Genomic DNA, 12603 nt, shown 5'->3' on the forward strand with positions numbered 1-12603 from the left:
TGAGTGTCACGCATAGGCAACAATCGGCGGGGCGGCGATGACCGCGTGTTCCCCGGATCCGACAGGCCTTCAGAGTGCGGACGACAGACGCTACCGGTGCCCGACCCATGCGAATCCTGTTGGTGGAAGACGATACGATGATTGCCGCTGCCGTGGTGAAAGGACTGCGGCAGGACGGTTGGACGGTCGATCACGTCGGCGACGGCCAGCGTGCACTCGACGCGCTCTCGATCGAAGCGTACGACGCGCTGCTGCTCGATCTCGGCTTGCCGCGTCGCGACGGCATCGACGTGCTGCGCACCTTGCGCGCGCGTGGCCAGACGCTGCCGGTGCTCATCGCCACGGCGCGCGATGCCGTGGCCGACCGGGTGAAGGGGCTCGACGCCGGCGCCGACGACTATCTCGTCAAGCCTTTCGATCTCGACGAACTCGCGGCGCGCCTGCGCGCGCTGGTGCGCCGCCAGGCCGGGCGCAGCGAGCCGCTGCTGCGCCATGGTGCCATCGTGCTCGATCCGGCGACCCGGCAGGTGACTTGCGCGGGCGCGCCCGTCGTGCTCTCCGCACGCGAATACGCGGTGCTCGAAGCGCTGCTCAACCGGCCAGGCGCGGTATTGTCGAAGGGGCAGCTCGAAGAGCGTATTTACGGATGGGGGGAAGAAGTGGCGAGCAATGCGGTCGAGGTGCATATCCATGGACTGCGCAAGAAGCTGGGCGCCGATGCCATTCGCACGGTCCGCGGCGTCGGTTACATGATGCCCGCCGCATCCGTTGACGGCGCGTCGAGCGCGGGGTCGGACTGATGGGCTCCATTCGCCGCCGCCTGCTGGCCGGGCTGCTCGTCACGCTGTCGATCGCGTTGCTGCTCGCGGGCATCGCGATCTTTCGGCAGGCGCGCACCGAAGCCAATGCGCTGTTCGATTTCCAGCTACAGCAGATGGCGCTGTCGCTGCCCGCCGAGCCTTTCTCCAGCGTGCCGGGCGAGAACAATGGCTCGGATGGCCTGGTGATCCAGATCTGGAGTCGCAACGGCATCGAGCTGTACTACTCGCATCCGCGCACGCCGTTGCCGCGCCGCGCCGAACTCGGCTTCACGACGGTGCAGACGCCCAAGGGCGACTGGCGCGTGTATTCGGCGCTGGTCGGCGACAACGTGGTGCAACTGGCCCAACCGATGGTCATTCGCGACTCGCTCGCCGTGTCGATGGCGCTGCGCACCCTGTTGCCGCTGGTGGTCGCGATGCCGTTGCTCGGGTTGCTCGTGTGGCTGGTCGTCGGACGCGGCCTCAAGCCGTTGCGCCGGGTGGCGAAGGCGCTCGACGCCCGCGCCCCCGGTGCACTCGAAGCGTTGCCCGAGACCGGGTTGCCGGACGAGGTGCGTCCGCTGGTGCAGGCGCTCAACAGCCTGCTTGGCCGACTCGACGACGCGCTACGGCAGCAGAAGGCCTTCGTGGCCGACGCCGCGCATGAACTGCGCACCCCGCTGGCCGCGCTGCAACTGCAGGTCCAACTGCTCGATCGCGCGCACACGGACGCCGAGCGGGCCGAAGCCATGCGCGATTTGCACGACGGCGTGCGACGCGCGTCGCACATGGTCGCGCAATTGCTCACCCTGGCGCGTCAGGCCCCTGATACCGCGCGTGCGGCCACGGCGTTCGCCGACGTACCGCTCGCCCCGCTGTTGCGCGATGTCGTCGCGCATCATGCCGCGCTGGCGGTCGCACGGGGTATCGATCTCGGGCTCGACGCCCCGCAGGCGCTGGCGGACCTCAGCCACGTGCGCGGCGATGCCGACGCCTTGCAGACGCTTTTCGGCAATCTCGTCGACAACGCGTTGAAGTACACGCCGCACGGCGGCCACGTCGATGTACGGCTGGTGTCCGCCGCGCCCGGCGCGGGGACCGTCGTCGAGGTCGAGGATAACGGTCCGGGCATCGCGCCGTCGGAACGTGAGCGGGTTTTCGACCGGTTCTTCCGGGGTGGTGCGGCGTCGGCCCAGGAGGCTGCGCCGCCGAGTGGGGCGCAGCCATCCGACGCGAGCGACGCGTCGCACCCTGCCATGGGTGCCTCGCCGCCCGTGGAGGGTAGCGGTTTGGGCCTGGCCATCGTGCGCAACATCGCACAGGCACACGGTGCGCGCGTGGAACTGCTCGACGCGCGCACCGGACACGGACTGCGCGTGCGCGTGAGTTTCGGCGCGGCAGCGTCGGCCGTGCCCCCGGCGCTATGACACCGCAGCCATGACAGCCCCGCCGCGCCGCGCGGAGACGTCTGTCATGCAACGTTTGCCCCGCTCACGTGCAAGCGGGCGACGCCGCCGACGTCTGCTCGCTCACGTCCGCTTGCGCATGCCGACGCCTCTCCACGCCTCTCCACGCTTATCCGCGCTGCACCGCCGTCACCTTGTCGTTCTCGATGGTCAGCGTGCGGCGATCCGGGCGGTAGTCGCGCGTCGTCGGCATGGGCTTGCCGTCCTGCATGCCGATCCGCCACGGGCATCCGCGCAGCATCGACTTCACCTGCGCGAGCGACTTGCCCATGAGCATCTTGTCATCGGGCCGATCTGCCGTGCACGCCTGCGTCGCGTCGCCCCGTGCGTTGCCCGGCATGGCGTCGGCGGCCGGGCCTTGCGTGCCCACGCCGTTGCCATTGCCCTCGGCGGCGAAAGCGGCGATCGAAAACGTCAGGCACAGGGCCATGCCCGCGCACCCGATCCCGCGGGCGACGTGACGCAAGGCTGCCGTGCGATAGTCCGGGACCGGTTTGTCGTTCGTATGCATCGTGAAACCTCCTGTCGACGAAGAACGTGCGGTGCGGAATTGCACCACGAGGTCACCGTAGACAGCGGTAGGCGTCCAAGGCAAGTCGAACCACGCGAAGGGCGCCTTCAAACACCCGCCGCCGTAACTCAAGATGCACAATCGGACGTCGTTCGGTATTCAATGGGTGACATCCTGCATGGCCCTGCCGTTGGAGGACGATGTTGCGAGGCGCGGGCGGCGGCAGGCATTTTCGGTCTTAAGGTTGCCTTAAGGGAGCTTCTCTACGATCTGAGTCATGTCAAACGCAGTCGTCGGTAAGGAGAGACTCATGAGGACCTCGAAGCTCACTCGTACGTTGGTTGCCAGCGCGGTACTCGTCGCCTTGACGGGCGGGTACGTGGCCGGTCGCCAGCATTGGCAGGCCCCGCTGGCCTCGGAAATGGTCAGCGACGCCAACGCCGCCAATCCTGCCGCGGCCCCCGCCACGGTGGCCGCCAATACCCCGAACACCGCGCCGCGCATGCTGGTGCCGGACTTCTCGCAACTGGCGGAACAATACGGACCGGCCGTAGTCAACATCAGTGTGACGCACGATGCGAAACCTTCGGCCGCGCGCGGCTCGGCGTCGAGCCAGATGCAGATGCCCCCGGGCATGGATCAGAACGATCCGCTGTTCCAGTTTTTCCGCCACTTCTACGGCGCGCCGGGCAATGACGGCGGCGACGGTGGCGACGACAGCGCCAGTGCGATGACACGCAGTCTCGGTTCGGGCTTCATCGTGAGTCCGGACGGCTATATCCTGACCAATGCCCACGTAGTCGACGATGCGAGCCAGGTAACGGTGAAGCTCAACGACAAGCGCGAATACAAGGCGAAGGTCGTGGGCAGCGACAAGGCCAGCGATGTGGCGTTGCTCAAGATCGCCGCGACGAATCTGCCGACCGTGAAGATCGGCGATCCGTCGAAGACGAAGGCCGGTGAATGGGTGGTGGCCATCGGCTCGCCGTATGGCTTCGACAATACGGTGACGGCGGGTATCGTGTCGGCCAAGGCACGGGCGCTGCCGGACGAGAACTATACGCCGTTCATTCAGACGGACGTGCCGGTCAACCCGGGTAACTCGGGCGGTCCGCTGTTCAATCTGAACGGCGAAGTGATCGGCATCAACTCGATGATTTATTCGCGCACGGGCGGCTTCCAGGGGCTGTCGTTCGCGATTCCGATCGACATGGCGATGAAGGTGAAGTCGCAGCTCCAGCAGTACGGCAAGGTGAGCCGCGGGCGCATCGGCGTGGCGATTCAGGAAGTGAACCAGTCGTTGGCGAAGTCCTTTGGCCTGCCCAAGCCCACGGGGGCTCTGGTGTCGTCGATCGACAAGCATGGTCCTGCGGCGAAGTCGGACCTCAAGCCGGGCGACGTAATCCTGGCGGTCAATGGCACGACCATCGACGACTCGGTGCAGTTGCCGGAGAAGATCGCCGACATGCGTCCCGGACAGAAGGCGACGCTCACGGTCTGGCGCAACGGTGCGAAGCAGGACGTGAGCGTGACGGTCGGTGCGCTCAACGAAAAGAAGGACGTGGCGAGCAACGACGATTCGGCCACGCACGGGCGGCTCGGACTCGCGGTGCGCGAACTCTCTCCCGAGGAGAAGCGCGCGGCGCAGGTGACGAACGGCCTGCTGGTGGCGCGTGCGGGCGGTCCCGCCGCACAGGCCGGGGTGGAGCCGGGCGACATCATCCTGTCGCTCAACGGCACGCCGGTGACGAGCGCCTCGCAACTGAGCGACAAGCTCAAGAAGGCTGGCAATAATGTCGCGTTGCTTGTGCAGCGCGACGGGCAACAGATTTTCATCCCGGTCGACCTCGGCTGACAGTCGGGCGAGGCGCCGCACGGGATGCCACGCACTACCTTGTGTGCCGGTGCATTGTCACCGGCAAGTTCCGGCATCGTGATTTCATGAAACGGGAGGTCGAACATGTGGCAAGCATGGCAACGCTGGTCGGTGGCAGCCGCCACCGCCGCAACACTGGCAGCAACGATGGGCGGCATATCGGTCGCTCACGCGCAGGGCGGCATGTTGCCGCCATCGATGCAGCAGGGCAGCGTCACGTACGTCTCGGGCGGTATCGACAGCGACGAGTCGGGGGCTTTCAAGCGCGAAGCGTCGCACTGGCCGCTGTCCATCGAGATGGCGGCCCGTGGTGATGGCGCGAACGAATACGTGGCCGACGCGCAGGTGCAGATCCTGCGCGGCGGCAGCACCGTGCTCGATACACGCGCGAAAGGGCCGTTCATGCTGGTGAAGTTGCCCGAGGGCGACTACACCGTGAAGGCGACCCACAACGGCAAGCCAATGACCAAGGACGTGAAGGTGTCTCCGAAGGGGCACGCCTCCGCGGTATTCCTGTGGCCGCACGACTGATGTGCCGATCGGTCGGGCACGCGAGGTGCCACGGGTGACGAAGTAACCCAGGCAGTACCACTCCGCAACGAGTGAGCGAGTTGCGCCGCCATGTTTATCGTGGCGGCGCTTTTTTTTGCGCAAACGCCGCGACACACGCAGGCGAATTCACATCGCGCCCGGATTGCGCCGATTCCCAAGGCGTCGTCGTAATGGCGCTCGCGTTACCAGTTCCGCTGGCACACGTGCGCGCAGCCTGGCTGCTTTCCCTTTCCAATCGCGCCAGGCGCGACATTCGTCAACTTTCCATCATGACTCGTCATCGGCGGCGGGGGATTCTGCGCTCCGAAGTCGCCGAGATAAGAGGACGCGTTCGCCAGTGAGCTCGATGCAGACCCGATCGACCGATTCGACAAGCGAACCGCGACGTTGATTTTCGAGCTTGATGGAGCGTGTGATGAACAAAACCTATCGTCTCGTTTTCAGCCGCAGGACAAACGCCTGGGTCGCCGTCGCCGAAATTTGCACGGGGCAGGGCAAGGCCGGCGGATCCCGGCGCGGGGCGTCATTGAAGCGGGCGAGTGTATTGCTCTGTGGGGGCGCGGCGCTATGCCTGGCGTCGCTCCCGGCACCCGCGCGGGCGAAGGCCGCCGACGGCAAGGCGCCCTGTCGTATCGACTGGAGCCTCGTCGCTCACGGATACGGCGCTGTCTCGGCCTGGGGGGATGAATGTCCCGGTCGTGGACATCATGCCGCGATGGTCGCCTTGAGGGGGGGCACGTTGGCTGCGACATATCACGACGACGCGTCGGGCGAGGGGGCTCGGGCGGGGACTGCGAGTCGGAACGATCCACGCAATACCGAGATCGGCTCGGGAGCGGTGGCGACGGGACAGGGCGCGATGGCGATCGGGGCGCAATCGAAGGCTGCCGGCGAGTACAGCATGACCCTTGGGGCGTGGAGCAAAGCTTCGGGCAAGTATGCCGCTGCCATCGGCTATGCCGCCACCGCATCACCCATTGGATCGGTGGCCATTGGCGATTGGGCGGTGGCCGACGAGGCGGTCGGTACACCGAGCGCCACGATCAACGGTCAGACGTATGCATTTGCTGGCGGTGCGCCCATGGCAACGATGAGTATCGGCTCAAACAGAGGCTTGCGCACCATCACCCGTGTCGCGGCGGGCAGGATCAGTTCGTCGAGCACCGATGCGACGAACGGCTCCCAGTTGAACGCAACGAACGTCGCGCTCTCGAGGATCGGCACCGATATCTCCGGCTTCAAGGCGTCGATGTCGACGGGAATGAGTTCGATTTCGTCCAGCCTGAGTTCGGTGGCTTCCGGCATCAGTTCGCTCTCGACGGGCAGTGCTCGCGATCTCGAGAATGCCGTGAAGTATGACAACGCATCGCGGGAGTCCGTGTCCTTGGGCAATGCTGTATCGGCAAAGCCGGTCAAGCTGACGAATCTGGCGGACGGCAGGGACGCAAGCGATGCCGTGACGGTCAGGCAACTCAGCGTGGCCTACCGAGGCTTGACGTCGCTATCCACGAGTACCGCTTCGCTGAGCGACGGCGTGATGTCGCTGTCCACAGGGCTGAGCCATGTCACTTCACTTGTGGCGGATACGGAAAACGTCATTCGATACGACGACGAATCGCAGGAGTCCGTGACATTCGGAAACCTGCTTTCCGTGAAACCGGTGAAGCTGACCAACGTGGCCGACGGCGCGCGCCTGAACGACGCCGTGACGGTCCGGCAACTGAGCCAGACAAACAGCGGCGTTGCATCGCTTTCGACCGGGGCGGTCGCGACCAACAAGAGTGTGAACTCGCTCTCCACCGGGCTCAGAAAGATGGTTGGCCTGACGGCCGGCATCGAGACGTCGGTGCAGTACGACGACGACACGCAGGGAGTGGTGACGTTTGGGAGCCGCGTGTCGGCGCGGCCCGTGATTCTGACCAACGTCGCGGAGGGCGTCAACGCGACCGACGCGGTCAATGTCCGTCAGATGAGTGCGACAAACAGCCGCGTCGGCTCGCTCTCTACCGGGATGGCGGCGCTGTCGAAAAACGTGGGATCGCTCTCGACCGGCGCTGTCTCGCTAGGGCAGGGGTTAACGTCGCTCTCGACGGGAGCGACGGCCCTCTCGGATCGTGTGACGTCCCTGTCCACGGGTTTGAGCAAGGCAACGGCACTCGCCACCGACGTCGAGCGCTTTGTGCAGTACGACACCACGCAACGTGCGCGTCTGACGCTGGGGGGGACATCGGCGCGCGCACCGGTGAAGCTGGGCAACGTTGCGGATGGAGAGACGCCGCGAGATGCCGTCAATTTCGGTCAGTTGGGTGAGGTGAGTCGCCATGTTGAATCCCTCTCGACGGGGGCAGTTGTGTTGGGGCAGGGCGTGACATCGCTTTCGACGGGGGCGGTCTCGCTGGGGCAGGGTTTGACGTCGCTTTCAACGGGAGCGGTCGTGTTGGGGCAGGGCGTGACGTCGCTTTCGACGGGAGCGGTCGTGTTGGGGCAGGGATTGACGTCGCTCTCGACGGGGGCAGTCTCGTTGTCACAGGGCGTGACGTCGCTCTCGACGGGGCTGAGCACTGTTGCCGCGCTTACGGCTGACATTTCCAGCTTCGCGAAATACGACAGCGACAGGCGCGACATGCTGACGTTGGGCGGAAAGAACCCGACGGCCCCGGTCGCCCTGACCAACCTTGCCGACGGCGTGCGGAATTCGGATGCGGTCACCGTCAGACAGTTGGGGGTGACCAACAGCAATGTGATGCGGCTCTCGACGAGCATGGCGACGTTCGAGATCGGCGTGGGTTCGCTTTCAACGGGTGTGAAATCGATCGGCGGCACGGTCGAATCGCTGGTCTCGGAAATGGAAATCGCTGTGCAGTACGACAACGCGACGAAGACCAAGCTCCGGCTTGGCGGTCTGTCGAGAACGCCCGTCTCGTTGGGCAATGTCGCCGACGGGACCCGACCGAACGACGCCGTGAACGCGGCCCAGCTGGGAACCACGAACAGCACTGTGGCGTCGCTCTCGACGACCCTCTCCGGCCTCGTTGCTCCGGGCGCGGTGGTGCGGTCCGCCAACGGTCGAAGTCACCGAACCCTGGTCGCCGGTGGCGTGGCAGCCACTGGAGAACACAACCAGGACGGTGCGGTCACGCTGGCCAACGTGGCCGACGGCGAACGCGCCGGCGACGCCGTCAACTTCGCGCAATTGAGCGCCACGAACAGACACGTCGGTTCGATCTCGACGAGTATCGACAAACGGGTGGGGGCGCTTTCGACGCGGCTGAACAAGATCGAGCGTCTTTCCCAGGGCACCGGCAATGGCGTGCAATACGACGACGGCTCCCATTCGAAGATAACGCTCGGCAACATAGTCACTTCGACGCCAGTCACGCTGACCAACGTGGCGGACGGCAAGAATCCGAGTGACGCCGTGACCTTTCGTCAACTGAGCACGACCAGAAGCAGCGTGGGCGTGCTCTGGAAGCGCATTGGCACGACGGACGAACAGGTGGGCTCGCTGTCTACCGGCATGACCAAGGCTGAAAAGCGGCTGACGATGCTCGAGGCAAATGCCGAGGACTATGTCGGCTACGATGGGCAGACCCGCGACACACTCACGCTTGGCGACACGGTTTCCAGGCGCTCCGTGCGGGTGCGAAACGTTTCCAAAGGCGTTGAGTTGGGCGATGCCGTCAATTTCGCCCAGTTGAGCGAGACCAATCGCACCGTGGGGACGCTTTCCACGGGGTTGGTGCGCTCGGAACGCAAACTGAGGTCCCTCGCCGTCGATATCGAAAACAGCGCGCGATATGACGACGCCTCGCGCGGGATGTTGACGCTCGGTGGCACGGGCGCGTCCTCGCCGGTGGCGCTCGCGAACGTCGCCGACGGCACTCACCCGACCGACGCCGTCAATTTCCGGCAATTGAGCGAGACCAACCGCAATGTGACATCGCTCTCGACGGGGTTGAAGCAGATGGCGTCCGTCACGCCGGGGGACAGCCGTGCCGTGGTGTACGACGATTTGCGACGCGAGCGGGTGAAGCTGGGCGGAGCCGCGGCATCCAAGCCCGTCGCGTTGACCAACCTCGCCGCGGGCGTCGCGTCGACCGATGCCGTCAATGTCAGTCAGTTGCAAATGACCGACAGTCGCGTGATGTCGCTCTCGACGTCGGCGTCGACGGGCATCGGCGACATGTTGATCGCGATGAATTCGCTCGCCTCCCGCCTCAGCGCCTCTGTCGGCAGTCAGAGGCCCCCCACGGACGGCGACTCGGGCGGGGCCCTGAAGCAGACTGCGGAACCCGCGTCGAAGCAGGCGTCCTATGTCAGCGTGAACGACGGTGGCTCGTCGAAGGGCAACGCTCGCGGCGAAGGGGCGTCGGGATCCGGCGCGATGGCCATCGGGGTGGACGCGAGCGCGGTCGGTCAGGGCAGCGCCGCGCTCGGCGCAAGGGCGGCGACGCCGGGCGCGAACGCCGTGGCGATCGGCCATGCGGCCTCGGCCAAGGAAGCTGACGCGGTCGCGATGGGCGCGGGCGCGGTGGCCTCCGGCGCCGGTGCGGTGGCCATCGGGGCGAATGCCGTCGCGCAGGATCCGGGCACGGTGTCGTTCGGTGCTCCCGGCAGCGAGCGGCGACTCACGAACCTCGCGCCCGGCAGGCGCGCGACAGACGCGGCGACCGTGGGCCAGCTCGCGGGGGTGCAGGCAGGCGTCAATCAGGTCGCCAGGCGCGCCTATTCGGGCATCGCGGCGGCAACGGCACTCGCGATGATTCCGGAGGTGGACCCCGGCAGGCGCGTGGCACTCGGTGTCGGCTCGGCCACGTTCCAGGGGCAGGCCGCGGTGTCGATCGGCGCGTCGGTGCGCTTTACGGACAATCTCAAGGCGCGCCTGGGCGCGGGAATCAGCCGCCAGGGCAACACCTACGCCGCCGGCGTCTCGTACCAATGGTGACGCGCCCGACATCCCCCGCGCGTGCGACGCCAGCGACACGCGGCATGCGGCCGGCGGCCGAGGCGACATGGGGAGGCTGCCGATGAGCGCCATTCGATCCAGACACGCGGCCGGTCGCCGGCCGGCCGTCGGCATCTCGCTGTTCGCGCGAGATGCGCAGCAGATATGGGAGAACGGCATCCATCAGAACGTGGCCTTCCTGGCCATGATGCTAAAGGCCTGCGACCGCATCGGCCCCGTGTATTTCCTCAACGGCGGCGACGCCGGATCGCTTCCTCCCGGGCTTCAGTTGCACGACCTTGGGGTGCCGCTGGTCGCCCCGGCCGATGTCACGCACGAACTCGACGTCGTGATCCAGATGGGGGCGCAGTTGCCGCGAGAATGGCTCCGGCGGATGAAGGCGCTCGGTGCGCGGCTCATCGCCTGCTTCGTGGGCAACACCTACAGCGAGTTGTGCGAGACGCCGATCTTCGGCAAGCCTTCGGGGCATCTGTTCAACGGCAGTCCGTTCGACGAGGCGTGGATCCTGCGCAAATCGCAGTCCATCGATGCCGCGATCCTGCGTACGGTCATGCGAATTCCCGTCGTCACGATCCCGCATCTCTGGTCGCCGTACTTCATCGAGCGGCGCTGTCGCGAACTCGCCTCGCACGGCCTGCATTTCGGCTATCGGCCACGTGAGGGAAAGTGGCGTCTGTCGATTGCCGAGCCGAACATCTCGGTGGTCAAGAGCTGCCAGTATCCGATGCTCGCGGCCGACGCCTTCCATCGGCGACATCCCGGGGCGGTGGAGAAGCTCACCGTGGTCAACACCACGAACGTGCGCGAGCATCCGACGTTCGTCTATTTCGCCAACCGCCTCGATCTGGTGCGGCAACACAAGGCGGCATTCACCGATCGCATCGATCTTCCGTTGCTGCTCGCGCAGCATACCGATGCCGTGATCTCGCACCAATGGGAGAACGCGCAGAACTACCTCTACTACGACACCCTGTATGGAGGCTATCCCTTGATCCACAACACGCGAATGCTCGGCGACGCGGGCTACTACTACCCATCGTTCGACGCCGTTGCCGGTGCGGCGGCCCTTCGTGACGCCTGGGTACATCACGATGCCAGCCTCGCCGATTACCGCAGGCGCGCCGACGCGGTGCTGCGCGCGGTGTCGATCGACAACCCGGACAACTGGCAGGTCATCGCTGGCCGGCTGCTTGCGCCGACGGGCAGCGAGGGAGGCGTCGATGTCTGAGCGATCGAACCGCGCCGCGATGGACCGGCGCCTTGTGGTCGGCGTGTCGCTCTTCGTCAAGGGAAGCGGACAGTCGTTGTGGGAGAACGGCATCTTCCAGAACTGCCTGCTGCTGGTGATGCTGCTGCGCCGTTCGCCGTACGTGGCCGACGCCGTGATGGTCAACGGCGGCAACGCCGCGACGCCATCGCCCGACCTCATGCTGGAGGCCACGAACATCCCCCTGATCACGCTCGAGGCGGCGATGGCGCGCTGCGACGTGATGATCGAAATGAGCGCGCAACTCGACGTGGCGTGGATTGCCGCATTCCGCGAACGGGGCGGCAAGGTCGTGACGATGCGCGTGGGCAACGATTACGTGATCGACATCGAGCGCGCGATGTTCGGCAAGCCCCCGGGGTTTCTCTTCTCCGGGGCGACCTACGACGGTGTCTGGACGATTCCGGAGTTTGGCGTCACCTGCCGGAGCTACTTCGAATGCGCGTTGCGCACACCGGTGACGATCGTGCCCCACATCTGGCATCCGATGCTCTTCGACCGCGCACGGGCCGCGTTGGGCGAACAGGAGGCGTTCGGCTACCGACCCGGACGCTCGCGCTGGCGCGTGGCGATCTTCGAGCCGAACATCTGCATGGTCAAAACCTGCGTGATACCCATGCTCGCGACCGAACTGGCCTATCGCGCCGAACCGTCGTTTGCCGAGAGCGTGCTGGTGTGCAACACGCTGCATCTCAAGGAGCACGCCACATTCGTGCATTTCGCGCGCAGCCTCGACATCGTGGATCACGGCGTGGCGTCGTTTCAGGGGCGCTTCGCGCTCTTCGAGTTCATGTCGCGCCATGGCGACGCCGTGGTGTCGCACACGTGGGAGAACGCACAGAACTACCTCTATTACGAGTTGCTGTACGGCGGCTATCCACTGGTTCACAACTCGCCCTTCCTGGGCAAGTGCGGCTATTTCTATCCGGGGTTCGATTGCGAGGAAGGGGCACGCCGGTTGCTCGAGGCGTTTCGCACGCATGACGACAATCTCGAGCAGTACCGCCGGGACGCCCGCCAGTTGCTCGACGACGTCAGCATCGAGAACGCCGCGAACGTGAGCGCGTACAGCGAAGCCATTGCAGCGCTGTACCGGCCCGCCGGGGCCTGAGAAGCGCAGCGCGCGGCGTGCGATCGACGACGTATCGCAACTTCACGACGGCAT

8 protein-coding genes are annotated in these 12603 nt (G+C 65.8%); 7 read left to right on the forward strand and 1 reads right to left on the reverse strand.

What is annotated here, in order from left to right; genetic code table 11:
- The first annotated feature begins 107 nt into the window (after positions 1 to 107).
- Together LV28_RS30735 and LV28_RS30740 are read left to right on the forward strand one after the other, a co-directional pair.
- Complete coding sequence (locus LV28_RS30735) at positions 108 to 800, forward strand: response regulator (RefSeq protein WP_038618347.1); 693 nt, start codon at positions 108 to 110, stop codon at positions 798 to 800.
- On the forward strand, positions 800 to 2227 hold the full coding sequence (locus LV28_RS30740) for an ATP-binding protein (protein ID WP_038618344.1): 1428 nt from the start codon (positions 800 to 802) through the stop codon (positions 2225 to 2227). Before LV28_RS30735 ends, LV28_RS30740 begins: the two co-directional genes overlap by 1 nt.
- 148 nt (positions 2228 to 2375) lie before the next feature.
- Here the strand turns inward: LV28_RS30740 and LV28_RS30745 are convergent, their stop codons facing one another.
- Complete coding sequence (locus tag LV28_RS30745) at positions 2376 to 2777, reverse strand: hypothetical protein (protein ID WP_023871958.1); 402 nt, start codon at positions 2775 to 2777, stop codon at positions 2376 to 2378.
- Positions 2778 to 3087: 310 nt separating this feature from the next.
- Here LV28_RS30745 and LV28_RS30750 point away from each other — a divergent pair, with 310 nt between their 5' ends.
- From LV28_RS30750 to LV28_RS30770, 5 genes are all read left to right on the forward strand, one after another.
- The gene (locus LV28_RS30750) at positions 3088 to 4632 is read left to right on the forward strand and encodes a DegQ family serine endoprotease (RefSeq protein ID WP_038618341.1); all 1545 of its coding nucleotides are present in this window, start codon (positions 3088 to 3090) and stop codon (positions 4630 to 4632) included.
- A gap of 105 nt (positions 4633 to 4737) precedes the next feature.
- The gene (locus LV28_RS30755; protein WP_023594901.1) at positions 4738 to 5184 is read left to right on the forward strand and encodes a carboxypeptidase regulatory-like domain-containing protein; all 447 of its coding nucleotides are present in this window, start codon (positions 4738 to 4740) and stop codon (positions 5182 to 5184) included.
- A 436-nt stretch (positions 5185 to 5620) separates the two neighbouring features.
- Positions 5621 to 10150, forward strand: a complete 4530-nt coding sequence (locus LV28_RS30760; protein WP_160117958.1) for a YadA-like family protein — start codon at positions 5621 to 5623, stop codon at positions 10148 to 10150.
- 82 nt (positions 10151 to 10232) lie between these two features.
- Complete coding sequence (locus tag LV28_RS30765; RefSeq protein ID WP_023594904.1) at positions 10233 to 11399, forward strand: DUF2827 domain-containing protein; 1167 nt, start codon at positions 10233 to 10235, stop codon at positions 11397 to 11399.
- Positions 11392 to 12549 carry a DUF2827 domain-containing protein gene (locus LV28_RS30770; protein WP_023594905.1) on the forward strand — a complete coding sequence of 386 codons (1158 nt, stop codon included), beginning with the start codon at positions 11392 to 11394 and terminating at the stop codon, positions 12547 to 12549. Before LV28_RS30765 ends, LV28_RS30770 begins: the two co-directional genes overlap by 8 nt.
- Positions 12550 to 12603 lie beyond the last annotated feature (54 nt).

This window comes from Pandoraea pnomenusa (genome assembly GCF_000767615.3).
Lineage (GTDB): Bacteria > Pseudomonadota > Gammaproteobacteria > Burkholderiales > Burkholderiaceae > Pandoraea > Pandoraea pnomenusa.